General features: G+C 44.9%; 25 protein-coding genes. 9 read left to right on the plus strand and 16 right to left on the minus strand.

The window, feature by feature from the left end:
• The first annotated feature begins 56 nt into the window (after positions 1 to 56).
• Positions 57 to 941, plus strand: coding sequence for a LysR family transcriptional regulator (locus KJB05_RS26375; RefSeq protein ID WP_208444654.1), 885 nt, complete (start codon positions 57 to 59; stop codon positions 939 to 941).
• A gap of 75 nt (positions 942 to 1,016) precedes the next feature.
• On the opposite strand, the gene KJB05_RS26380 is transcribed toward KJB05_RS26375, so the two are convergent.
• Complete coding sequence (locus KJB05_RS26380; RefSeq protein ID WP_009706425.1) at positions 1,017 to 1,802, minus strand: hypothetical protein; 786 nt, start codon at positions 1,800 to 1,802, stop codon at positions 1,017 to 1,019.
• 180 nt (positions 1,803 to 1,982) lie between these two features.
• Positions 1,983 to 2,525: an NADPH-dependent FMN reductase gene (locus KJB05_RS26385; RefSeq protein ID WP_208444655.1), complete on the minus strand. Its 543-nt coding sequence runs from the start codon at positions 2,523 to 2,525 to the stop codon at positions 1,983 to 1,985.
• A gap of 148 nt (positions 2,526 to 2,673) precedes the next feature.
• On the opposite strand from KJB05_RS26385, the gene KJB05_RS26390 reads away from it, so the two are divergent.
• A complete protein-coding gene (locus KJB05_RS26390) occupies positions 2,674 to 3,624 on the plus strand; it encodes a LysR family transcriptional regulator (RefSeq protein ID WP_208444656.1) in 951 nt (316 codons plus the stop codon).
• 123 nt (positions 3,625 to 3,747) lie between these two features.
• On the opposite strand, the gene KJB05_RS26395 is transcribed toward KJB05_RS26390, so the two are convergent.
• The 6 genes from KJB05_RS26395 to KJB05_RS26420 all read right to left on the minus strand — a co-directional run bounded on the left by KJB05_RS26395 (position 3,748) and on the right by KJB05_RS26420 (position 9,762).
• Complete coding sequence (locus tag KJB05_RS26395; RefSeq protein ID WP_208444684.1) at positions 3,748 to 4,179, minus strand: VF530 family DNA-binding protein; 432 nt, start codon at positions 4,177 to 4,179, stop codon at positions 3,748 to 3,750.
• A gap of 165 nt (positions 4,180 to 4,344) precedes the next feature.
• Positions 4,345 to 5,949: an ABC-F family ATPase gene (locus tag KJB05_RS26400; protein ID WP_078609968.1), complete on the minus strand. Its 1,605-nt coding sequence runs from the start codon at positions 5,947 to 5,949 to the stop codon at positions 4,345 to 4,347.
• A 206-nt stretch (positions 5,950 to 6,155) separates the two neighbouring features.
• Positions 6,156 to 6,614: a hypothetical protein gene (locus tag KJB05_RS26405; protein ID WP_009702257.1), complete on the minus strand. Its 459-nt coding sequence runs from the start codon at positions 6,612 to 6,614 to the stop codon at positions 6,156 to 6,158.
• A 13-nt stretch (positions 6,615 to 6,627) separates the two neighbouring features.
• Entirely contained in the window at positions 6,628 to 8,301 is a 1,674-nt protein-coding gene (locus KJB05_RS26410) for an LruC domain-containing protein (protein WP_208444657.1), read from the minus strand.
• A 236-nt stretch (positions 8,302 to 8,537) separates the two neighbouring features.
• Complete coding sequence (locus tag KJB05_RS26415; protein WP_208444658.1) at positions 8,538 to 8,957, minus strand: VOC family protein; 420 nt, start codon at positions 8,955 to 8,957, stop codon at positions 8,538 to 8,540.
• A gap of 4 nt (positions 8,958 to 8,961) precedes the next feature.
• Positions 8,962 to 9,762 carry a PhzF family phenazine biosynthesis protein gene (locus KJB05_RS26420; protein ID WP_208444659.1) on the minus strand — a complete coding sequence of 267 codons (801 nt, stop codon included), beginning with the start codon at positions 9,760 to 9,762 and terminating at the stop codon, positions 8,962 to 8,964.
• Positions 9,763 to 10,108: 346 nt separating this feature from the next.
• Between KJB05_RS26420 and KJB05_RS26425 the strand changes: the two genes are divergently transcribed.
• Both KJB05_RS26425 and cydX read left to right on the plus strand, forming a co-directional pair.
• Complete coding sequence (locus tag KJB05_RS26425; protein WP_244142904.1) at positions 10,109 to 11,008, plus strand: MBL fold metallo-hydrolase; 900 nt, start codon at positions 10,109 to 10,111, stop codon at positions 11,006 to 11,008.
• Between the two features lie 10 nt (positions 11,009 to 11,018).
• The gene (gene cydX, locus KJB05_RS26435; protein WP_010453186.1) at positions 11,019 to 11,126 is read left to right on the plus strand and encodes a cytochrome bd-I oxidase subunit CydX; all 108 of its coding nucleotides are present in this window, start codon (positions 11,019 to 11,021) and stop codon (positions 11,124 to 11,126) included.
• A 75-nt stretch (positions 11,127 to 11,201) separates the two neighbouring features.
• Here cydX and KJB05_RS26440 read toward each other — a convergent pair whose 3' ends face one another.
• The 3 genes from KJB05_RS26440 to KJB05_RS26450 all read right to left on the minus strand — a co-directional run bounded on the left by KJB05_RS26440 (position 11,202) and on the right by KJB05_RS26450 (position 13,105).
• Positions 11,202 to 11,696: a GNAT family N-acetyltransferase gene (locus KJB05_RS26440; RefSeq protein WP_208444660.1), complete on the minus strand. Its 495-nt coding sequence runs from the start codon at positions 11,694 to 11,696 to the stop codon at positions 11,202 to 11,204.
• Between the two features lie 11 nt (positions 11,697 to 11,707).
• Positions 11,708 to 12,037, minus strand: coding sequence for a hypothetical protein (locus tag KJB05_RS26445; RefSeq protein WP_208444661.1), 330 nt, complete (start codon positions 12,035 to 12,037; stop codon positions 11,708 to 11,710).
• Positions 12,038 to 12,151: 114 nt separating this feature from the next.
• Positions 12,152 to 13,105, minus strand: a complete 954-nt coding sequence (locus KJB05_RS26450; protein ID WP_244868327.1) for an AraC family transcriptional regulator — start codon at positions 13,103 to 13,105, stop codon at positions 12,152 to 12,154.
• 306 nt (positions 13,106 to 13,411) lie between these two features.
• On the opposite strand from KJB05_RS26450, the gene KJB05_RS26455 reads away from it, so the two are divergent.
• Positions 13,412 to 14,656: a membrane dipeptidase gene (locus tag KJB05_RS26455; RefSeq protein WP_208444663.1), complete on the plus strand. Its 1,245-nt coding sequence runs from the start codon at positions 13,412 to 13,414 to the stop codon at positions 14,654 to 14,656.
• 61 nt (positions 14,657 to 14,717) lie between these two features.
• On the opposite strand, the gene KJB05_RS26460 is transcribed toward KJB05_RS26455, so the two are convergent.
• Positions 14,718 to 17,141, minus strand: a complete 2,424-nt coding sequence (locus KJB05_RS26460) for a formate C-acetyltransferase/glycerol dehydratase family glycyl radical enzyme (RefSeq protein WP_208444664.1) — start codon at positions 17,139 to 17,141, stop codon at positions 14,718 to 14,720.
• 2 nt (positions 17,142 to 17,143) lie between these two features.
• Positions 17,144 to 18,085: a glycyl-radical enzyme activating protein gene (locus KJB05_RS26465; RefSeq protein ID WP_033906693.1), complete on the minus strand. Its 942-nt coding sequence runs from the start codon at positions 18,083 to 18,085 to the stop codon at positions 17,144 to 17,146.
• 256 nt (positions 18,086 to 18,341) lie between these two features.
• Here KJB05_RS26465 and KJB05_RS26470 point away from each other — a divergent pair, with 256 nt between their 5' ends.
• Positions 18,342 to 19,016 (plus strand): fructose-6-phosphate aldolase, encoded by a 675-nt coding sequence (locus KJB05_RS26470; RefSeq protein WP_199459670.1) that lies wholly within the window; start codon positions 18,342 to 18,344, stop codon positions 19,014 to 19,016.
• Between the two features lie 112 nt (positions 19,017 to 19,128).
• Here KJB05_RS26470 and KJB05_RS26475 read toward each other — a convergent pair whose 3' ends face one another.
• A complete protein-coding gene (locus KJB05_RS26475; RefSeq protein WP_208444665.1) occupies positions 19,129 to 20,130 on the minus strand; it encodes a GGDEF domain-containing protein in 1,002 nt (333 codons plus the stop codon).
• Between the two features lie 146 nt (positions 20,131 to 20,276).
• On the opposite strand from KJB05_RS26475, the gene KJB05_RS26480 reads away from it, so the two are divergent.
• Both KJB05_RS26480 and KJB05_RS26485 read left to right on the plus strand, forming a co-directional pair.
• Complete coding sequence (locus KJB05_RS26480) at positions 20,277 to 21,455, plus strand: linear amide C-N hydrolase (RefSeq protein ID WP_208444666.1); 1,179 nt, start codon at positions 20,277 to 20,279, stop codon at positions 21,453 to 21,455.
• 187 nt (positions 21,456 to 21,642) lie between these two features.
• Positions 21,643 to 22,155, plus strand: a complete 513-nt coding sequence (locus tag KJB05_RS26485) for a DUF2799 domain-containing protein (RefSeq protein WP_208444667.1) — start codon at positions 21,643 to 21,645, stop codon at positions 22,153 to 22,155.
• 34 nt (positions 22,156 to 22,189) lie between these two features.
• Here the strand turns inward: KJB05_RS26485 and KJB05_RS26490 are convergent, their stop codons facing one another.
• Positions 22,190 to 22,648 (minus strand): GNAT family N-acetyltransferase, encoded by a 459-nt coding sequence (locus KJB05_RS26490; protein ID WP_020195349.1) that lies wholly within the window; start codon positions 22,646 to 22,648, stop codon positions 22,190 to 22,192.
• A 162-nt stretch (positions 22,649 to 22,810) separates the two neighbouring features.
• On the opposite strand from KJB05_RS26490, the gene eno reads away from it, so the two are divergent.
• A complete protein-coding gene (eno, locus tag KJB05_RS26495) occupies positions 22,811 to 24,094 on the plus strand; it encodes a phosphopyruvate hydratase (protein WP_038879500.1) in 1,284 nt (427 codons plus the stop codon).
• 70 nt (positions 24,095 to 24,164) lie between these two features.
• Here the strand turns inward: eno and KJB05_RS26500 are convergent, their stop codons facing one another.
• Positions 24,165 to 24,635 (minus strand): GNAT family N-acetyltransferase, encoded by a 471-nt coding sequence (locus KJB05_RS26500; protein ID WP_208444668.1) that lies wholly within the window; start codon positions 24,633 to 24,635, stop codon positions 24,165 to 24,167.
• Positions 24,636 to 24,719: the final 84 nt, after the last annotated feature.

Below are 24,719 nucleotides of genomic sequence, written 5' to 3' on the forward strand. Positions count from 1 at the left end.
ATCTAAACTTTTTATAAGATATAGTTAGCTACCATCTAAAAATTAGATACATCGTTATGTTCAATCTTCAACAACTTGAAACGTTAGTCATGTGCGTGGAATGTGGTTCGTTTTCTGCGGCGGCAAGAAAGCTTGGTAAAGCACAATCTGCGGTCAGTACTACGATTTCAAACTTGGAAATCGACACAGGGCTGACCATCTTTGATCGCACTTCTCGATTGCCTACCTTGACGGCACAAGGCGAGCGATTGCATGCTCAAGCCCTCTCATTGTTAGAGCATGTACAACACGTACAAAATATGCTGCAAACGTTCAATGTGGGAGTAGAAGATAGGTTCTCGATAGGGATCAATGCGCTGTTATTAACACCGCAATTCTTTGGCGTTATTGAGGAGTTCTATCAACAATTTCCGCACACCGAGCTCAATCTCAATGTCTTGAAAAACAATGACATTGCTGATGCTGTCGCGAGTAATGAAGTGGATATCGGTTTTATGTTGTGGGGCAGCACACAGCCTAAGAACGTGCTTTTAGGTTCGATTGGCTATGTGCCGTTTTCTATCGCTGTACATCAATCACATCCGCTACTGGCTGAAGGCTCCGTTCCTTTTGAAACGCTTAAGGCGTATCGACAAATCGTATTGCAAGATTACCCTGCTCACTACAACGCGAACTTGTCTAATTCACTGACCAAAGTGAATGACTTAGAAACCGTAATAGAGTTGATTAAATTGAATAATAACTGGAGCTTGATACCTGACCACTTGTTTCAAAAACACTCAGATATCGTTCCTCTTAAACTACAAGGGGAAGAGAAAGATTGGCTTTTACAAATTGACCGTGTGACGGGCAAAGCAAAAGAAGCAGGTCCTGTTATGCAGTGGCTTACTGAACGTTGCTTGGATTTCTATCCTAGCGTACAGCCCAAGCAACAACATTAATGATAAAAAGAGAATATCCATATATATATTTACTTCAATAATCAACTTTAAACTATTACCAATAAAAACTAGTAGTTAAAATTGATAGTTGTATTCGATGCGATGATCACCATCATTAAAGTCAACGTTTTCACTCCAGTTTGCATAGTAACGAATATTCGATCTTTTATTTAATTGGTAAGAAAGCGTAAACTCATGGGTTAGAATATCTTTCTCTTCAGCATAATAATTATCTTTGTAATCACTCGAGCCAGATAATGTGTGCATGTACATTGGGTTGTAGTTAATCCAGATTTTATCTGTGATGTCGATTTTAGAGTACATACCAACCACCATAAACGTGCCCGGAATTTCATAACCATTGTCTTCACCACTGTAATCGTTCGCGACCGTCACACCGACACCACCAAGAGGGTAGAGTTGTACAATACCAAACTTAGGAAGCGATTGGACATAGCTATAAGAGGCATCAAGTCTGTCGTTATCAACATCATAATTGATATCGATTTGACGGCCTCGACCTGTAGTTAAGTCTGATTGAAAGTTACGAAGTCGAAGTGAGTCAATACTATCATCTACTCCCTTGTATAGTGGATCATCGTTGTCTCTGATACCCAATAAGTCACCACCAATACCCTTCACTTCAATAACATTCATAGCAAGCGTATTTGGCTTATTTGAGTCATAGGCTTGGCCGACTTTAATGTTAATGCCTTTATCACTGATACCAAAACCAGCTTGTGTATATACCGCAAGTGGATCAGACATATCTTGCAGTTTTTCATCTTTATTTTCTTGAGAGACAGCAGGAATAGAGGCTAAAACACTTAGCGCTAATATAGGATATTTAATAATATTCATAGTATACACCTTTATATTATTTTTATATTTACGAACAAAAAACACCACTCACTATAAATTTTTATAGCAAGATATAACTTCAAATTTAAAATGTAGAATTTAAGGAACAACCTGTTGCTATTACTAATTTAATAGCAACTAAGTTAGTAATTAAATAGTTTGTATAGAAATATAATAAAACTAATTAATAGCATGTTCGAAAGAGGCCATTAACTCGCTCAGTTCTGCCGAGGTCGCAGGGTCAAATTCACCGTCTTGGAACTTGTCGTAGAAGCCACCCAAGCTGTAAGTGCCTTTTACATCGCCGCCCCACCAAGGCATCAACTCAGCCATGGTTTTGATATTAGTTGCGCCACCGTTTGCACCTGGAGATGTGCTCACTAGCAGAACTGGTTTCTTAGTGTCACCAAAGAAAGATGTACCTTGAGGTGCAACACGTGATAGCCAATCGATCGCATTTTTCAGGAATGCTGGCATTGAGCCGTTGTGTTCTGGTGATGCAATGATGATCGCATCGTATTCGTTTAACGTTGCACGCAGTTTGTGTGCGTTTTCTGGGATACCCTGACCTTCAACGTCCAAACCGTACATTGGCAATTCAAAGTCGTTTAGGTCAATGGTGTTTACTTCTGTTTGTGTAGCTTGGTTTGCCAACGCTTGAACCAATAGGCTGTGGATTGATTGGCTGTTGTTGCTACCGGTAAATGCGACGATCTTTTTCATATTGGAATCCTAGTTACGCTGCCCCTACTCAGCGGGGCACTCATTGAATGAGGTGATATTAATTAACTCCAATCAGTGAATAAACTCTATAATAGTGTCTATATAGTTCACCAATCGTGAACAATAATGAGTTCAAGGTATCAATTACATGGATAAGATCAGAGCATTAACCGTATTTCGTCGAGTAGTGGAGCTAGGTAGCTTCGTCGCGGCTGCAGAAGATTTAAACCTCTCAAAAGCCGCCATCAGTAAGAACATCAATGAATTAGAGAGCTACTTAAAAAGCCCTTTGATTAACCGTACGACGCGTAACTTGCACATTACCGATAATGGACAGCTCTATTATCAACAAGTGTGTCAGGTTCTTGATGCACTTAACAACGCAGACCGCTCTGTGATTGAATCCTCCCACACATTAAAGGGCACGCTAAAAATCAGCATGCCGATGTCATTAGGGTTGATTGAATTAAACCCGATCATTTGCGAGTTTATGAAGCTGCATCCAGAGCTTTCCGTAGAGGTAATCATGAGCGACGAACACCTCGACTTGATTGAACAAGGGGTTGATATTGCCATTCGGGGTGGCGAGGAGCTTGGAAATTCCACTTTGCGTTCGAGAAAGCTGCTAGACATTCGACGTGTACTTTGTGCCTCTCCTCATTACTTGGATTCATCTGCACCCTTACTCTCGCCTAGTGATGTGGTAAATCATCGCCTACTGAGTTACAGCTTGTCATCGGCATCACGTCGTTGGACTTTTAATAACGGCAATCAGATTTTAGATGTTGCGATTCCACCTTGTGTTTATATGGTCAACAGTGGTCTTGCGCTTACCCAAGCGGCATGTGCCGGACTCGGTGTCGCACTACTACCGGATTTCTTTGTTGAGCCTCAATTAGCTTCAGGTGAATTGGTTGAGATTACTCCTGAATGGCAGATGGAAAAGCACGCGCTGTATATCGTCTACCCTTACCACAAAGAGCAATCACAAAAGTTACGTGCCTTTATTGATTATGTCGTAGAGAGCTTCCAAGCGCGATTCAGCCGTCAGTCAGACCCGCAACAGATGTACTCTTCGATTATCAAGCTAGGGTCTTGATAACAAGGTTTAGCTAAAGAAAAGGCAACAAAAAAGCCAAACTGGATAGTTTGGCTTTTCATCATCTTTCTTGTCTCCGAAGCATCAAAGCACATGAGAACAAGTGTAAGTATTTGATAGATTTTATCGGCGGCGGCTGTTAAAGCGAGCACGATCTGAGCGTTGCTTTGCTGAACGCTCTTTGTGCGCAGACGCAGCCTTTGCTTGTGAAGCCAGAATCGATTCAACCGTCAGCTCCATTGGCTCACGAGGCTCCAATCCATGACGGAAAGTACGTGCGCGTGGTGGTAGGTTGTATTCGTATTCAGACGCCTTTGGCATGCGCTTGTAGCGGTATAGGTAGAAGTTCTCTACACGCTCACGGGCCCATTCTGTTTTCTTCAGGTATTTAACACTGCTCGCAATGCTTGGCTTAGTGTTGAAACAGTTCATACGCATTGCTGTGTCGAGGATTTCCCAACCGTAATGGTCAACAAGCTGCTGCAACATGTCTTCTAATTTAAGACCGTGCAGAGGGTTGTTCTTCTGCAGTTCAATACGTTCTTCGTCGGTCATAAATTCATGGCTCATGAACGGCTCCTTAATTGTGGGTGGCGAGCGTTGTACTCACCACCTTACCTCTATTAGGTTTAGATTAAATCACTATTGCAAATAATCTGTTGTATTCTTCGTCTCAAAGACGAACTTTACGTCCAATTATTCACGATGATCGGCGCTTGATTACGCAGCGCTAAGCACCTTTTGTTGGTGTGCCATGTACTCTTCAAATGTACCTTGGAAACTCACCAACTGTTTGTCTTTTACATCAATGATTGAAGTCGCCAATGACGATACGAACTCACGGTCATGACTAACAAAGATCAAAGTGCCAGTGTAGTCTTTTAATGCGCTATTTAACGCTTCAATCGCTTCCATATCCATGTGGTTGGTTGGCTCATCCATCACCAAAACGTTGATGTCTTGCATCATTAGCTTACCAAACAGCAGGCGGTTCTTCTCACCACCCGAGCAGTTTTTCGCTTTTTTGTTGGCATCGTCAGCGGTAAACAACAAGCGACCTAGAATGCCACGCACCATTAGGTCATTGTGCTTCACGGTACGCCATTGTGAGATCCACTCAAAGATGGTCAGATCATTATCGAAGTCCGCACTGCTGTCCTGTGGGCAGTAACCAATCGAAGCGTTTTCAGACCACTTTACTACGCCCTGAGTTTGCTCTAGTTCGTTCACTAGGCAACGCAGCAAGGTCGTTTTACCCACACCGTTTTCACCGATGATCGCAAGGCGAGTGCCTGCTTCGAGTAACAAGTTGCCTTTTTCAAACAACAGCTCATCACCAAACGAGTGACCAAGGTCTTGCAGTTCCAATGCTAAACGATGCAGTTTTTTACCCTCACCGAAATCAATCGACGGGCTAACACGGCTACTTGCTTTCACTTCGTCGAGTTGGATTTTTTCCATCTTCTTCGCGCGAGAGCTGGCTTGTTTCGCTTTCGATGCATTCGCACCAAAACGGTTTACGAATTCTTGAAGTTCATTGATTTCAGCGGTTTTCTTCGCGTTAGAAGCCAATAACTGCTCACGACGAAGACCAGACGCCTCAAGGAAGTATTCATAGTTGCCAGGGTAAATGCGCAGTTCGCCGTAATCGATATCTGCCATGTGAGTACACACAGAGTTTAAGAAGTGACGGTCGTGCGAGATGATGATCATCGTACACTTACGTTGGTTCAACTCTTCCGCCAACCAGTTGATGGTGTGAATATCCAAGTTGTTGGTTGGTTCGTCGAGCAGCAAAATATCTGGGTTAGCAAACAGAGCTTGCGCCAAAAGCACACGCAGTTTCCAGCCCGGAGCAACTTGCTGCATCAAACCAAAATGCAGCTCTTCTTCAATACCCGCTTGAAGCAAAATATCACCAGCACGGCTTTCTGCTGTGTAGCCGTCCATTTCTGCGAACTCACTTTCAAGCTCAGCGACTTTCATGCCGTCTTCTTCGCTCATTTCAGGTAATGAATAGATGCGGTCACGTTCCTGCTTCACTTCCCAAAGCTTGCGATCGCCCATGATCACAGCGTCAATCACGCTGTATTGCTCGAACGCAAACTGATCTTGGCTCAATACGCCCAGTTTCAGCCCCGGAGTAATAGAAACGTTGCCCGAGCTTGGCGCAAGTGCCCCACTCAGGATTTTCATGAATGTCGATTTACCACAGCCGTTTGCGCCAATCAGACCATAACGGTTACCGTTGCCAAATTTAGCGGAGATATTTTCGAACAGTGGCTCGGCACCAAATTGCATGGTGATATTGTTTGTACTAATGATAGCGGCGTCCTCGAAGGAAATTTCTTTTAAATAACAATTTGTTAATTCACTTTCGAGATACGGTTAGAAAAGGGCATATTGAAAGTGGCCGCCATTCTATCTGATTCGTTCAATAGGTGATATAGATCACGCTAATGTTGCGAAGGATTTTTATCAAAAATAAAGCGTGGCTTTAACCACGCTTTGCTTATTAACGACATCTTGGATTAAAAATCGAGATGGTAATTGTTGTTGGATTGATTCAACGAAATCACCCAGTTCTTCTCAGATTCACCAGCATTCATTGGGACCCATTGCGCGTACAACTTGGTCCAATTGCCATTCACCTCTAACTCAACCTGATTGGTTCGGGTCGGATAAATAGTGGTGATGCGTGACATTGGGTCTGCAATCACATCGCCGTTTTCCGCCGTAAATGCCTCTTTGGTGTAGAGATGTAATGCACCATCAGAAGCCCCTTGGTAGTTCATAGACAAGGTAATGGTCTCGCCAACATCAAAGGAAAAGTCTCGTTGTGCCACAATGTCTTGTGTGTCATCAGTCTCATCCACCACTGGCGCAGGAGCTGGGGTTGAAGAGCCGCCCCCTCCGCCGCCACCGCCTCCACAAGCAGCTACTAGAGTTGAAGCAAACATGATGGTCAGAAGTTTTGTCGAAGTATTCATGTGATGCTCCTTGCTATTCCGTTGTTGAGATAACTTTGCCACTCGCTGGCGCGTTGTACCAACTGGTGTCCGTTTCGCCACTGCTGGTTACCCAAGTTGGAAATCCTGTGTAGGCATGGCTGATATCTGTGTTCTCGGTTGGGTGATCCCATTCATCACGAATGTTGATTGCCCAAGGCATGTTGTTGCTGGTTAAGAAGTATTCCGAGCCGCCTGTGTCATCATCATGCAGGTTGAACAATGCGTTATTCATGTCCCCAGTGCCTGAGAATGCCTTAAAGTGGGTTTGCCATGTCATGCCCGGGAAGGTCGCAACAAAGTCACCGTGGTACGTACCTTCTGCCGCAAAGATGAATGAGTCATAAGGCGGGTAACCGATTTGATCTCGTGCGACTGGCGTGGTCAGTTCGACGACCATCTGGTAGCTGAGGATGTCGGTCGCTTGCTGATTCAAACAATTGCTCTGAGTGCGGTAATAAGTACAACTTGAAGTCAGAACACCAAGCGCATCCAATTCAGCTCTTAAATCCTCCGATACCACCAACACAGTTTCGCTGCCAGATTGAAGCACCGTATGTTCCACTGCTTGCCCATTTTTGGTCACCGTTACCGATGCAACGTTGGACGAATCCACATTAGGCAGCTTCACGGCAAAACCATTGGAATAACCCGCCCCCATCGCTTGCAGGGTGTAATCGACGGTAATGGTCTTCAATTCACGTTGGCCATTCAAAAGTTCGGTCACACGATAGCGCCACACCACATCGTTGAAGTCGTAGTCGCCCATTAACGGCCAGCGATCTTCGAATGCCATCGTCGCATAAGTATCAGAACTTGGGTAAACCGACGTCACCGTGACCTCTGGGTTGTTCTCTTGAACCAACACTTCGTATTTCGAGTCAGTAGTGCCATCGGTGTTCACACCATCCACCGCCGAGAAAGGTGAAATGTCCACGGTAAAAATCAAATCGTTGAAGTCGTTATCGCCGCTCGGACGGCGAATGTCTTCAAAACCAAGCACCAAAAACTCATTCTCGGTATCTAAGAACGCAACGTTATGGCGACGGTAATTGGCGGTCGTCTCTGGATTCAAACTGGATAAGCTGTAAAAAGGTGTGTTCCAAGGACCAAGGTAAGGAATGTTGTTATAGGTACTCACATACCAACCATTCGGGATGACGAAAAATGCAAGCGTCTGACCCGCGGTTAACTGCACATCGAGATCGATAGTGTCACCTTCCTGCATGTCACCATCTGGCGCTTTCGAAGCATTTGGGAAGATCACCATGTGCGTTTCGATATCGTCTTTACTGGTTGGCGGGTTGTTGGTGTCGTAAACAAAATAGCCTAGCGAATTTCGATAGCCAGCCCCCTCATTAAGAAACGTCACTGAGGCCGTCGCGTACTCAGCGCCATCAAGCTCGTCATCGATATCAATATTTGAATAGCGTTCCGGTGCAATAAACGCACTATTAACGTAAGTCCCTTCAGGAAGCATCGAGTACACATTCGTCAGCGTATCCTGAGGTAAGGTTTCCGCAATAGAAGTGGTCTCTAATGGTTTACCTTTGATGGTGTAGTTTGCATTGTCACTGCCTGATTCGAACGATAAATCACTGGTAGTGAGCGCGTATCCGGACATCGACACGCAGCAACTGGTTAGCGCAATAAGTTTCCCTGCTTTCATGTTATTCCCCTCATCAACTGAATCGTTGGTCGTAGAGGGTTAACGCAAATATGATGCCGAAATTACCTCATTTAAAAACATAGAGTTATATTAATTTAAATATCATTCTCATTTTGAGAATTAAGCTGATAGGCAAAGTGAAGCGAAATGGGAAAAGAAGCAAGAAATGCGAAAGGCGGACACCTGAAACAAAAAGAGCGCCCCGAAAGACGCTCTTAATATCGATGAGTTCGAACCTACGAATGCGACGCCATTGGGTGGCTTGGGCTCATCTCTAGCAAGTCCCACAGGTTGCCATAGAGATCTTCAAATACGGCGACTGTGCCGTAGTCTTGCTCCGCTGGCGGGCGAACAAACTTAATACCCTGCTCTACCATTCGGTTGTAATCACGCCAGAAGTCATCTGTATTCAAAAATAGGAACACACGTCCACCAGTTTGGTTACCGATGAAGTCATGCTGCTCTGGCTTAGACGCTTTGGCTAGCAATAATGTCACACCATTAGAACCCGGCGGAGAAACCACAACCCAGCGCTTATCTTGCTCTGGTTGGTACGTATCTTCCACCAGCTCAAACTTCAGCTTATTCACATAAAAATTAATCGCTTCATCGTAGTCTGTTACAACCAAAGCAATATGGATAATGGATTGTTTCATCGCGTTATACCTTTAGTTTTCCGCTGATTACCGTCTTTGCGGAGCCAATTAGTTTAATGCGCCCATTTTCAAGCAGTTCGGTTTGTAAGTGGCCGCCACGTGCCGACGCTTGATAAGCGCGGAACTGATTTTGACCGAGCTTCTGCTCCCAAAACTGAGTCAGTGCGCAATGGGCTGAGCCTGTTACAGGATCTTCATTCACGCCCACCCACGGAGCGAAGTAGCGCGAGATAAAGTCGAGCTCTGGGGAATTCGATTGAGCAGTGACCACCACGCCACGCCCTTGAATGTTCTTTAATGCGTCAAAGTTAGGCTCGAGATCCAGCACGGTTTGTTCACTGTCGACTTCAATAAAGCCTTTGCTGTCAAACTGAGCGTAAGAAACCACTTGCTCTGCTTTCAATCCAAGTGCCGCTAGCAACGTAGCGTCTTGTTCAACATCCATTTCAAGCTGAGTCGAAGGAAAATCGAGCTCAATTGTCGACTCGTTTACTTTTGCATGAAGCTCACCAGAGAGAGTTTGAAAGGCAATGGTATCGCCAACCTTCGCTAATCCTTGTTCTTTTAAGATTTGCACTGTGGCTAATGTGCCATGACCACATAGCGCCACTTCTACCTTAGGTGTGAACCAGCGCAGTCGCATGTCTTTCAAACAGAGAAAAGCCGTTTCTGATACCGCCATTTCTTCAGCGATAGAGAACATCAATGCTTCTGGTAACGGTTCTTGTGAGAGACAGACTCCAGCAGGGTTTCCTTTGAAAGGTTCGGTGGTGAAAGAGTCCACTTGGTAGATATCGAGATCCATGATGCGCTTCCTAATACTGCTATTTTGGCAAGATGCCAAACAGCTTATCGGTTTCATGGTAAAGCGACAATACATGCCCTGATTGTTCTTGCAAAACACAAACAAAAGGCACCCTTTGCGGTGCCTTTTTACATTCTGATGCTTGTTCAGCTCAAACCAATAACGTTCAATTTACCTGAACGAAACTTTAAAATTACTAGATATAATTAACCATTCATATTGGATATCTTATTCCCGTGCTTTGACGGACATCAAAAACAAATCGTTTTTCCTGCCTCTTCAACACTTCTTTGGATGCTCACCCAAAGAAAATAAATAAGAAAAATCAAACTCATAGGTATTTGATATGAAACAGCCTTTAAAAGCGTTAGTGCTGGCTCTGGGGTTATCTCTCGGAGCCGCCAACAGTTACGCACTCTCTCTCGAACCGCTAGACAAAGATTTTACTTTGCAACTTCTTGGTTCTGGCGGGCCAATCTCTGATGACCTTCGTGCCTCGTCTGGTGAACTGGTTTGGTGGAAAGGAAAATCACGCGTGATGATCGATGCCGGTGGTGGTGTCTATCTGCGTTTTGGGCAGGCGGGCGGCAAACTGGAAGACTTAGATTTCCTTGGTTTAAGTCACTTTCACACCGACCACGTTGCCGACGTTCCAGCCCTGCTAAAAGGGGGGTACTTCTTTGATCGTGAAGATCCTCTCGATATCGCGGGTCCAGAAGCGGGCTCTGCATTTCCTAGCTTGACTGGTTACATGAAAGCGCTTTTCGACGGTGATGAAGGCGCGTACGCATATTTGAACGGTTTGTTTGATGGCAGTGATGGCTTGTTCCCTGTCACCATTACCGATGTGCCATACAAAACTTCCCAAGGCACCAAGGTGTACGAGCAAGATGGGTTAACCATTTACGCACTGGGTATCCCACACGGCGACGTTCCTTGTCTCGCTTTTCGAATCGAAAGTGCCGAAGGCGTGATGGTGATTTCCGCCGACCAAAACGGCAGTAACCCTGACTTCATCGACTTTGCTAAAGGTGCAGACATTTTATTGATGCCATCAAGCATCAATCCATCGCACAGCTTAACGTTATGGGATGCGACATCGAGTGAGAAAACGCTCGGCATTATCTCTATCGTTGCCATCATCGTTGTGCCTGTGATTCTGGGCTACACCGCATGGTGTTACTACAAAATGTTCGGACGTTTGGATAACAACTACATCCGCAGCAACAGCTCATCGCTCTATTAAGGAGGCAAGTATGTGGTACATGTGTTGGGTACTTGGCGTATTACTCGCCTGCGCCTTTGGTGTCATCAATGGTCTTTGGCTAGAGAACACAGGACGCTTTGAAGAGGAAGAGTTCTAACTTCTCACTTCAGAACGGAACATTCTCAACAACAAACGCCCTCAGTCACGAGGGCGTTTGTTCATCTCAATGAGTTTACTCTGGCGACAATCGATAGCGGCGCACTTCGTATTTATCTTGCTCTGAATAGAATGTATTGAGGAACTCGCCACCCGCTTTTTCGATCACGCGTCTTGATGCGGTATTGTTCACATCACAAGTGACGATAGCAAAGTCCTTAATGATTTCAGTTTTCACCCAATTCAACATGAATGTGGCGATGCCTTTACCTTGAGCATCTGGCGCAGTTTCGTAACCAATGTGCCCAATCACATTTTCAAGGTATTCGTTATTACCGTCACGAACTCGAATCGAACCAAGTATCACCCCTTCCTCGATACAGAAGTATGTCGAAGACGGCGTCCAACCTTCAGGCAAACCTTCGCCTTTCGCATATCCAATTCGTTTTTTCAGCAGCGCTTCGCTGTCGCTTTGGGCGGCGTCGTACATTTCCATTTCCGCATGAGCACACTTTTCAACATACTGCTCAAATGCTTCTAAATGGTTGAGGTTGGCTTTAACTATTTGCATGATCGCTCTCCTCACCAGACATTCATTTTGAAATACAACAAGAAGCAGGTAATAAAAATTAAGCCGCACCATGCGAAAAAGATCTTCGCTTTTTGCTCTGCACTGGCTTCTTCTGGATCTGGTTGCAGGATGAAGTAATAACAAATGATGGGAATGATCTCGTAGGTTTTAGCAATGTATTGATGCCCCATTTCAAGAAATGGTGGGACGTACAAATACACCACGGTATAAACAATGAAATAAAGCGTACCAAGAATGCGGTGCAAACCGATGGATTGCCCTTCTCGGAAAAACCAAACTAATGCTGCCAAACCAGCAAAGACTGCGACGAGTAAAAACATCCGTTCTTCTACCCTTCTATTTGAAACTTTCTCCTACCCTATTGAAACCACTCAATTAATCAAATGGTTATGTTGCCAAACACGATAAAGCTCAAACAGATTTGCTCAGTAAGCCTAGATCGAGGATTGATTGGCTTTCTTCCACTGCAAAGGGGTGATGCCATTCGCGCGTTTAAAGGCTCGCACAAACTGAGTGGCATCAGCGTATCCCAAGTGCACAGCAATATCTCCAACGGCACTGTTTCTTTGAATCAAAACGCGTTTGGCAAAGATAAAGTTGAGCGCCTCTTTTACCTCTCGAAAACTGGTGCCTTCTTGCTTCAAACTGCGCTGTACCGTGCGCTTTGAAATGCCAATTAACTCACTAAACACTTCCAAACACATATCAACTCGCCCAACATACGGAGACAAAGCTTGCTCAACATAGTAAGCAAAAGGCTTATCTTCCGTGCGCAAATTTATGCTTTCAATTCCTTCTAAAACGGGATACTCCAGCGCTAAGTGTTCTTGACCAAGAAACTGCGGAATATCGCTCCTGATTTGGAGCTCAGTTAAAGGCTGGCCTTGCGGGTGAAGCAAATAGTAAGCGCTCGGCTCTTGCAGATTTGGGTACCAAGCTTTCATATACGCATGAAGATAAACCGTTAGAAACAACTCGGCTTCTATTTGCTCAAAGGCACTAGCATCAGCTTCTACCCGAGTGACATGAGCTGACGTTTCAACATACAAGGCTCTTAGCCCTAAGCTCGTTATGACGTTTTCCGACGTGGCTTGATTGAACTTTAAATTAAGACTCGCTTGCCTCGCGATACGTTGTAATGAAGAGACAAATACCTTTGCGCCTAAGTGCTGCCTCAACCCAGATAGCAACCGAGAAAAAGCATGGAAAGGAATGAACTCAGCCGTTGAAGTGTCTAGCGCAAATGGCATGTCCGCTTGCTCTTGGAGTTGCGCCAGTGCTGTAGGCTCCAGAACTAACTGACCAAGAAAATCATACACGATTGTTTTTCTAATCAATGGGATGGAATGACTCACACCTTCTCCTAGGTTCAACACGTCTCTTTTCATTACACGACTTCTGACGTTACTTGACTGGCTTTTCAAAAGATAGGGCACGTGGCGCAAAATGCACATTTTCATATTCCTAACTGGCTAAGATAACCACATCGCTTGAGTGAAGTTAAGGCAAAAATTTGAGCCATAGATCGTATTTCACATCAAGTTTCCGTTATCGCTTAGAGATTGGCAGCAAGAACTTGAGTTTTGACTAATATTCAATTAGTTGAATTAAACCGTTAACGACAAAAGCCATCTCTAAACGCTAGATGCACCCATCAAAATAAACGGACTTACACTCACTATTGAGAGGTTACTATGATCAAGAAAATGTCATTGGCAGCAATCACTATCGCCGTATCAATGGGCTCCGCTTACGCCAGCGTAGAAAGCAAAACGTGGCCAGCCTCAGACAAAGCGAAAGCCTTTGTTCAAGACACCATTGTAATTGGCATGCTAGCAAGCCCTTATGGTGCTGGTTGGACAGACGATCAACAACTTCTCGATTACTTCCAGTTGGCACGCGACAACGGCATTACTGGTCATGAATACACGATTACTGCGGCTGACCATAACTTTGATGACTTCATTTTCCACCATCACAAACACCGTGCAGCCATGGCAAAAGAACCAGACAACTTCATTGTTGCCCATTCCAACCAAGACATTGAGAAAGCGCACGTAGAAGGCAAAACCGCCGTTCTTTGGAATAGCCAAACTGCCACCATTTTAGAAGAAGACGTGACTCGTATGGCGCTGCTTAAAGACATGGGCTTGAAAAGCATGATCTTGGCGTACAACGATATTTTCCGTACCGGTTCAGGTCAATTAGCGGCCTATAATGGTCGCGATATTGGCTTAACGCCTTGGGGCCAATCAGTGATTGATGAGATGGTGAAATACCGCGTAATTCTCGACTTGAGCCATACTGGTTCCAAGACCGCCAATGATGCGATGGATTATATGGAAAAGAACTATGCTGGAACGCCATTTATCTACTCTCACTCAGTCCCTGCGGGTTTGTATAAGAGTGAACCCGATGCGACACCAAAAGGCTGTTACCGTGCAATCCCTGATGATGAGGCAATTCGTGCTGCGAAATCTGGCGGTTATGTATCTCCAACCTTTACTGAGTGGATGATGGATGGTGTATGGCCTGAGGACATTTCGCCAAAACAAGCGGCAGATATGATTGATTACTATGTGAAATTGGTTGGCGTTGACCATGTTGGTATCGCAACTGATGACATGTTCTCAACAAAAGGCGTGGTCGATTTTGCGATGAAAAATGCTAAGATGTATGACGATGGCGGCTACATGATTGACGCCTTCAACAAGGGCGCAACAGGCAACGGTGAGCTATCCAAGATCTTAGCTGCAATTACTGATGACTTATGGGCACGAGGCTATAGCAACGAAGATTTGGCGAAGATTTACGGCGGTAACAAGATGCGAGTATACGCTCAAGTTTCCGAAGGCGTTGACCCGAAAGCGTTCCAAGAGCAGTATTCAAAACGCTTGGAAATGCTAACAAACATGCGCCACGAGCATATGGGTAAATAAACTCATACCAAAACGCAAAAAGGCACCAATCGGTGCCTTTTGCTTTACTTAGTGAGTGTACTTACAGCTCGTGCTCAGTACGTGCGATGATGTCATCTTGCGCATCTGGTGATAGCGCGGTGAAGAAGGCTGAGTAACCTGCAACTCGCACAACAAGATCACGATATTGCTCTGGGTTCTTCTTCGCCGCTAACAAGGTCTCGCGAGAGACGATGTTGTACTGCACGTGCCAACCTTTGTGGTGGTTGAAGAAGGTACGAATCAACATAGAAAGCTTGAGCTTATCCCCTTCAGAAGCAACCGCTGCCGGGCTTAACTTCTGGTTAAGCAGCACGCCACCCAAGATCCTATTTGCTTGGATCTTACCGACCGAATTGTACACAGCTGTTGGACCTAAACGGTCTGAGCCAGACGACGGGCTTGCACCTTCTGCTAATGGCGTTTTCGCTTTACGACCATCAGGCGTTGCCATGGTTGAAGCACCGAATGGGACGTTTGCCGAGATACTTGATGTACCTGCGTAGTAACCGCCGCCAATTGGACCACGCCCATGACGCGTATTAACGAACTGCTCTAGCTCATCAATGTACACTTGGTACGCATCTGCCAGTAGTTGGTCTACTGCGTCATCATCATTCCCGTATTTTGGTGCAAAGTTGATAAGACGTTGGCGAAGCTGTTCGTTCTCCATGCCATCGAAATCTTCTGCCAGTGCTTTTGCCAGCTCTGGTTGGGTGATTTGCGCATCATCGAAAACAAGGTGTTTGATTGCAGCTAGGCTGTTACCCAAGTTTGCGATACCGACTTGCAAGCCGGATACCCAATCGTATTTCGCTCCACCTTCTTTCACGGTTTTACCGCGAGCCAGACAGTCATCCACCAGAGTTGAACAGAAGATGTCTTGAGCTTGCTGTTCAAGCACGCTGTCGACGACTGTATCAATCTCAATCGATTTACGGGTGTAGTAGCGGATTTGCTCTGCCCAAGAAGCCGTCACTTGCTCAAAGTTCTCAAAGTTGCCTTTTGCTAATGACTTATCGTGTGGCAAGAAAGCTTTACCCGTTGTTGTATCCACACCTTCGTTCAATGAAGCGAGCAGAATACGGGCGAAGTTAATGAAGCTCATGCCTGTACAACGGTAACCCCATTTGCCCGGAACCGCCGTCTCGATACAACCGATAGATGCGTAGTTGTAAGCGTCTTCTTTCTCTACACCGAGCTTGATGAATTCAGGAATAACAATCTCATCGTTGTTGAAAGCAGGCATGCCGAAACCGCATTTAATCACTTCGATACAACCCATTAAGAATTCTTGGTTCAAACCTTCATGGTAACGCACACTCAAGTTAGGTTGCGTCGAACGTAACTGACCACAAGATTCCAGAATCGCCCAAGAAAGAGGATTCACCGCGTCTTCAGGCTCACCCTTTTCATTCAACTTCTGACCGCCGATACACACGTTTTGATACAACGGAGAACCTGCGGAGGCTTTTGAGTGCGCGCCAGAGCGAATCTTGTTTACTTCAAGCAGCTTCAACCAGCAGCTTTGTAATAGCTCTAGTGCAAAGTCTTTTTCAATCGCGCCGTTTTCGATATCGCGAACATAAAATTCGTTTAGGAATTGGTCCATACGACCGAAAGAAACCGAGTGACCATTCGATTCGATTTGTAGCATCAACTGAACGAAATAGCTCAACTGCAGTGCTTGCCAGAAGTTTTCTGGTGCGTGGCTCGCGACATGACGACAGTTTGCCGCAATGCTTTCTAACTCAGCTTTGCGCAGCGGGCGTGTCTCTTCTAGCGCCATTTTTGCCGCCAATTCAGCGTAGTTCACTATGTGATCTTGAATCGCAAGCAGTACGATTTCGACCGATTTGTAGAACTGCTCTTTCTTCAAGCCTTCAAAGGTCGAAACATCATTGTTAGCACGGTGCTGACGAACATCCTCTAACAAACCGTTCATGCCTAGCTTAAGGATTTTCTCGTTATCCACCGCAAGGTGCGCGTCACCCGAAGTCATGTTGCCTTCAGCTTTAATGATGGTGCTGGCTAAAATTTCTTGCTGCTCATCAGTAAACAAGCCATAACAACGGTCTTGAACAGTTTTACCGCGCCAGTACGGTGTGATGCTGTGAATGCTTTGCTTATCTTCTTCAGTGACCGCAAAGCCTGCACCAGGGCGGTCGGCTAGCTCATCAATTTCCGCTTCAATCCAACGTACAGTGTATTCTGGGAAAATAGGCGCAGCGCGTACTTTGCTCGCTTGGTTACCGACGATTAACTCATCATGCTTAATCCAAATCGTACGAGTGCGTAAGTGCTCTTGCAGTGCTAGCGCACGTTGGACAATTACAGGTTTGTCTTCGTTCGCTTGATAAGCACGAGTGTATGCCTCTGCACGCTCGGTACAGACAGGTGGCGTTACGATATTTACCAGTGCCGATTTGTGCGCTTTGATACGCTCAGGAAGGTAATTCAGGTCCATAGTTAACCTCTTACAATCACGTTAAGTTGGGTGTTTTCGCTTGCGTATTGCATGGCGCTTTCTAGCAGTTCTGGTTTGTTTAATGGCTTGTCAGAACACTCGTAAGGCATATCGAGCAAACGGTATTTATTGATGCCGAGCGTGTGGTACGGCAGCAAGTGAAGTTCTTGGCAGCTTTCTAGTGAAGCCGCAAAATCGATGATGTCTTTCAACTCTTCGATGGTGTCATTGAACCCCGGCACAACGGGAACGCGAATCACAATGCGCTTCGCGATAGGTGCCAGTTTTCGGAAATTGTCTTTGATGCGTTTTAGTGAACCTTTCGCCCAGCTAAGAAACTTTTCTTCATCGGTGTGTTTTAAATCCGCCAACCAGCAATCAATATGCGGCGCGGCTTTTTCGACGTTCTTCCACGGCACATGCATGCACGATTCAATAGCGGTAGAGACTTGGTTGTCATGCAGACGTTGTGCGAGTTCTGCCACCAAATCGGCTTGCATGAGTGGCTCACCACCGGAGAATGTCACGCCACCTTGGCTTTGGTCGTAGAACGGTTTGTCTTTCATTAAGGTGTCGAACAACATGTCTGATTTCGCCTCTTCACCGCAGACAGTCAGTGCTTGCGTAGGACAGACGTCTCGCAGCGCGATCAGTTGGTCTTCTTTGATGGCTTTGCGATTGATGATGATCTGGTTGTCGATACGTTGAATACCATCACCCATCATTTCACTACCCGCTGTAGATTGAGTTGTGGCTTGATAAGCAGAAACGCACAGCTGGCAACCTTCCATGCAGCTTCGCTGATCAAACAACAGTGAATGCTTTTCGCTGCGACTTTCTGGGTTTTGACACCAAGGGCAAGACAAGCTGCATCCTTTAAGAAAAAGAATGGAACGAATGCCATCGCCATCATGGGTAGAGAATCGTTGGATATTGAAATACATCTCTGCTTACCTCTTGGTCTGTGCTACCGCTGTGTACCTAATTCGCTTCTTTTGCTCGTTGAGTCTTATGAACTGCTTTTCTGTTTTCTAACTGAAAGCTTCATTTGAGCGTTTACAAGTTTCGCTTAACTTTCATTTAATGAAATTATTATAGTTTCAAATGAAATTTCAATTGATCAAAATCAAGATCTCGTTCGATTGTCAGATCTATAGTGATCCCATCATCAAAACGAAGATTTTGTTTAAGGTAGAAACCATGATTGAACTTTATTTAGATACTGCTGATGTGGCAGAAGTAAAACGCTTTAACCAGTGCCTACCGCTAAAAGGCGTGACGACAAACCCAAGCATTTTGGCGAAGTCAAAACAGGGACTGAATGAAACCCTAGCAGGCATGCAAGAAGCACTTGGCGGTACACCTCGCTTTCATGCTCAAGTCGTGAGTTCAACCGTCGAAGGCATGGTGGCAGAAGCACGCCAATTGAATGAATTGCCTTACGATATGGTGGTAAAAGTGCCAGCAACAGAAACCGGCTTAGCTGCAATTAAGCTAATGAAAAAAGAGGGAATTCAGGTTCTTGCTACCGCTATCTATTCAGCTCAACAAGGTTTCCTAGCGGCACTGTGCGGTGCTGACTACCTAGCACCTTACGTAAACCGCATTGATGCGATGAACGGCAACGGTGTTGAAGTGGTCGCGGATCTTCAATTGTTGCTCGATCAAAACCAACTACCAGCGAAGATTTTGGCAGCCAGCTTCAAGAACACTCAACAAGCGATGGAAGTGATGAAGCTAGGCATCGAAGCCATTACATTGCCAACCGATGTGGCGGCACAAATGTTCGCTCACCCAGCAGTAAAACCGGCGGTTGAACAGTTCGATAAAGACTGGAAAGAGACGTTCGGCAAGAAACTTTCATTTGAAAGCTGATTAAAAGTAAGAACTCAATATCTTAGTCAATAATAAGGGCATCTTAACTCACCCTGTGCGCCGGTGAGTTAAGGTTCCCTTTTGTTTTTGTATTGTGGTTGAAGCTAATGTTCTAAGCGGCTTTAACACAGTGAGTAATTTGATCTTTTCCATTAACCTTGGCTTGGTACATTAATTGATCTGCGTACTTCAATAATTCAGACTCATTCGTGTACTCATTTCTAACGAGGCCTCCGCTTAAAGTAAGACAAACGTGACGACTCCCTGCTTTCACTTGAATATTTGAAATTACCTCTCTCAATTGATCTGCTTTGATTACAGCTTCTTGAGTATCGTCAGCGGATATCCAAACACAAAACTCCTCACCACCAACACGAAAAACTCTTTCATTGCCCATTTCGGTGTTCAAACAGCGACCAATGGCGGTTAAAGCTTTATCACCAGTATCATGGCCGTATTCGTCATTAATATGTTTGAAATCATCGATATCAAACATCAGTAGGTAGTCCCCAGCATATCCAGCAAAAGAGTTAGTAAAAGCAAGGCGGTTATTGGTATTTGTCAAAACGTCAGTAAGAGCAAGTTTAGCCAACGAGGCATTCGCTTGTGCTCGACTCATCTCAAAAAAGTGCGTCACACACCAAATCGTCACGTAGCATGTGGCAAAGTTTATCATCACGGGCTCGTAGGCAAAAAATGGGTCGTTTAAAAGACGCTGCAAGAGTACGCCTCCTACTGCAGCAAAAACAATGGCAGTAAGCTTGAACCCTAAACTCCCTCCAAGCAGTAAGTATGAGATGGTAGGGAAGAAAAACGCCCATAAAAACACGACATCGGTGAAAGGAAGGATCAAGTTTGCCGCTAGAATCAAGGACGCAATGTTCAATAAATAGAAAAATACTAAGTACGGATGGCAACCCCCCTGGCGACATTTATAAAAAATATATAGGGATAAAACTGCGAATAATGCCTCAATGAATGCTAGGAGATATTGCGAATGATAGAGGACATTAAATGTAACAAGGGCGCACATTACAAACGTAAAGATAAGACTAACTGCACTTAAGACTCTATTCCTTATTCTTTCTGTGTATTCCAAGCTTTCAATGCTCATAAATCTGTTTCCATACAAATTCAAAATATAAATTGCGTATCACAAAACCAATTAGCGGTACTTTTATTGACATGAATGATGATGATATCAAATTATTAACATACAAAGTAACTCATCAATAAAATTCGAGAAGGAGCTCAAATCTCATGTGTACGCGTATTTTCAATAGTTTAAACCCATCATTTCCTATGACTGGAAGAAACTTTGATTGGCATAACCCATTAACAACTTACTTATACCGACTACCTTCCGGTGGTTCAGTTCGTTTTGGAATAGATAAGTCACCAAATAACGAGGCTATACATTCATGGAGAGCGAAGTATTCCAGCATATGCACTTATCTCGGTGATGATAATCTGGGACTGGCGGCAATTGATGGTATCAATGAAAAAGGGCTTGTTGTAAATGGGTTAGAAGACCTGTTCGCTTACTTCAAAAACGTAACCTACATAGTCAACAGTGATAATGCGATCCCACAAAATCTCATCGATATGATAGAGGCAGATAAAACTACGTATTGCGAACAGGCTGCTGTCCCTGATGGAGCCGTACTAATGAGCTCATTACGCTGGGTTCAATTCACGTTAGACAGCTTCAAGTCTGTTAGAGAAGCAGCCAATTATTATAGAAAGAATCCAGACCGATTATTTGTGTTCAGTGAGTTCGTTCCAGATGGCGAAAAAGACGATGAGAAAAAAACACTCACTAAGCTCCACTTGGCAATATCTGACTCTAGTGGAAACTCAGCGATAATAGAGCTGCGTGGCAATGGCTTCAGTGTAAATGAAAGCCCAAGTAATAATGTTGTGACAGTAACACCTCGTTATGAAGTACAACAATTGTTACTGCAACATTGGAAAAAGAAATGGGATACTCAAAATGAAAAACGTAAATTCAACCTTCATTCAGTACCGGGAGGTACAGCTACGCACCAAAGATTTGCCCGAGCAAGCTACTTTTATCAATTCTCACAACCATCAGAATCTAATCAGGGTGTTCTAGGTCAAACACGCTCTTTGATGGCGACTTGTGCAACGCCTTTGAACTGCCATTTTGAATCAGAGGTTAAGTCTGAGGGTGACACAATACCATCTGCAACAACACTTTGGTGCAGCATTGGTGAGCACGTTCACCTTCAATACCACCTTGTAAACTCATCTACGTTAGCCCACCATTGGCTTGATTTTAAAAATATGTATCCAGAACCTCAACGCATTAAACTTGTTGAAAATACAAACAATAAAACTGAATTTTATTCAGCAAACCTATATGGAAGTCTAGCTAACGAGCTAACTTCTTGCCCTGCCCCCTTCGAAAAATACTAAACCACTGATATTAATCATCTAAAAAGCACCTTGGAGTTCACATTCTTAATGAACTCCAAAGCTCGATGCCCCTAATATATTCATCTATCACTACAATTGTGAATACAATGATTTCAACCATTGATATGAACAGTGTTCATTTTACACTCGAGTTATCAATTCGATTTTGTTTAAAGGACAGTAACTGATGAAAAGAGCGCTAATCCCCCTAGCTTTACTCACTTTGCTCTCTGGTTGCGCCAGCATGTCTCCGGATGAGTGCCAGACGGCGAACTGGTACAAGGTAGGTTATCAAGATGGCCGAGACGGCAACGATCCAAACGTTATCAATAGCTATACCGAAGACTGTGGTGAAGCGGGTGTGACACCAGACCGAGCGAAATGGAAAGAAGGTTTTGATAAAGGCACTATCCAATATTGCTCACCAGACAATGGTTACACTGTCGGTATCGAAGGCAAAGAATATTACGGCGTGTGCAGCAGCAAAGAATTCATTGAAAACTACCAGTTAGGTCATCAAGAATATCAACGCCAGCAACGCATCCAAGAGATCGATACTGAAATCTCGGTCATCGATAATCAACTTGATGGCAACCCAGACAAAGACAATGCCAAGCGTCTGAAAGAGAAGAGAAAGCGATTAGCTGACGAGCGCTCAGACTTGTTGTCGCCAACCATCAACTTGAATCTGAATTTCTAAATCGATTGGATTTAGCTTCTAAAAATTCATGGCCCTAGCTCAGTTCTAGGGTCATGAATTGACTGTTTGGATCGAGTTCGTAATCCCCGAACGGCTCGCAGTACACAAAGCCATGCTTTTCATACAACAGGCGCGCAGGTTTAAAAAACTCCATCGAGCCCGTTTCTAAACTCAAGCGCTGCAAACCTTTTTGCTTCGCTTGCTCAATCACATGAATCAATAACTGAGACGCCACTCCTTGGTTTCTTGCCGCTGGCGTGGTGCGCATGGATTTCAGCTCCGCGTGTTGGCCATCCAATTCTTTAATCGCAGCACACCCAAGCAGTTGCTCCCCCTTCCATCCGGTCCAAAATGTCACTTCTGGCGCTTTGAGCTTATCTAAATCTAGCGCATGCACACTCTCTGGTGGCGACGTGGCGTACATGTCTTGCAAATGTTCTTCTAGCAATGCAATGACTGCTGTTCTTTCTAAATTGTCGACTTCTATCTTCACGACTCTTCCTTGATAACCAATGGCCTTTCTGGAATTTATGTGAAAACAGCCACATAAACAACTGTCTTCAACATCAAAGATATCAAGAGTCATCGTAATCAAAAATCTGTGTCTACACTCTTAAAGTCATTTCCCCACCTAACTGATCATTGAGGACATACTATGGATTTCTTGATTGAGGATATTCTGGCGCGCGAAATTTTGGATTCACGCGGAAATCCGACTGTGGAAGTCGAAGTCACACTCGGCTGTGGCATTGCAGCAAGAGCATCGGTGCCATCGGGTGCCAGTACAGGTTCACGAGAAGCGGTTGAACTGCGAGATGGTGACGACACCCGCTTTGGTGGCAAAGGTGTGCTCAACGCCGTTCAACTGATCAACACCGAAGTGCTTGAAGCCATTGTTGGTTTAGACTCGCGCGATCAAGCGTTAATTGACCGCATTATGATCGAGTTAGATGGCACCGAAAACAAATCCCGTCTCGGCGCGAATGGCATTCTTGGTGTCTCCCTCGCCGTTGCCCGCGCAGCCGCACTAACCGCTGACGTACCTCTGTATCAGTATCTTGGTGGTGTGGGCGCTAACCTATTACCTGTGCCTTGTATGAACATCCTCAACGGCGGCGTGCATGCTCGCTGGCAAGGTCCGGATTTTCAGGAATACATGATTGCGCCATACGGTGCTGAAAACTTCAGACAAGCGGTGCAATGGGGCAGCGAGGTGTATCATGCATTGCGCCAAGTCCTGTTGGAGTCTAATCACTCAGTCGGTGTGGGTGATGAAGGTGGCTTTGCGCCAGCTGTGAAGTCCAACCGCGAGCCGTTAGAGTTGATTGTCAAAGGCATTGAGAGAGCTGGATTAAAACCTGGTGTCGATGTCGGTATCTGTATGGATCCAGCCTCTAGTGAGTTCTATGAGAATGGTAAATACAAGCTACGCTCAGAGAACCGTGAACTGACCTCTGCAGAGATGATTGAATACTACGAAAAGTTGGTAGAAGACTTCCCTGTGGTTCTTCTAGAAGATGGACTTGCCGAAGACGATTGGGATAACTGGCCACTACTGAATGAGAAGCTTGGCGGTAAGATCGAAATCGTTGGTGATGATCTTCTGGTTACTAACACCAAATACATCCAAAAAGCGATCGACATGAATGCAGCTAACTCAGCATTGATCAAACTGAATCAGATTGGCTCGCTAACCGAGACCATTGAAGCGATTCAAATGTGTCACCACGCTGCATGGGGCGCGTTTGTCTCTCACCGTTCGGGTGAAACAACAGACAGCTTTATTGCCGATATGACTGTTGCACTCCGCACAGGTCACCTTAAAACAGGTGCACCATGTCGCGGCGAACGTGTCGAAAAATACAATCAGCTAATGCGCATTGAAGACGAGTTAGGCTCAATGGCGGTGTTCGCTGGTCGCAAAGCCTTTGTTCGCTAATCGATCAATACATCTAAAAGAAAGCCGCCCAGTGCAGAACTGGGCGGCTTTTTAGTGTCTGGAAAGCTAATTACAAGGCTTGTCGCATGATGTGCTGAGGCCCAACCGGACCACCATGATACAGCTCATTAGTATCTTCAAAACCTGCTTTCAAATAGCACTGATAAGCCGGTACATTGCGGCAATTAACCGTCAAATAGAGAAAATCAAAGCTCGGAAAATGCAATTTCGCATAATCAGCAAACTGGCTGATGGCTCGCTTAGCAACTCCTTTGCCTTGATGGCGATGACCCACCAGTAATGAGCGAACACCTAAACTTCTTTGAGGGCAAAAGTCATAGTCTTCACCGTACGCAGCATCAAACAAAAAGAACCCGACCACACGGTCATCTTCAAGGATCAAATGAGGCAGCTCTGTCGGTTTAAGGCTTTCCAATAACTCAGGAATATTTGCGACTGTGTATTGGACTTGATCCTCTAAGACTTGCAGCTCAAGGGTTTGCTCATGACGGCATGGCGTGTACTTTTCAATGGTAATCATAATCATCCTTGCTGTTTTTATACCCATTTCACACAGGGTATGTCGTAAATGGAAAAACCTGCTGTCGTATTTCCCACTCGCAGG

The organism is Vibrio sp. B1ASS3 (assembly GCF_905175355.1).
Taxonomy (GTDB): domain Bacteria; phylum Pseudomonadota; class Gammaproteobacteria; order Enterobacterales; family Vibrionaceae; genus Vibrio; species Vibrio owensii.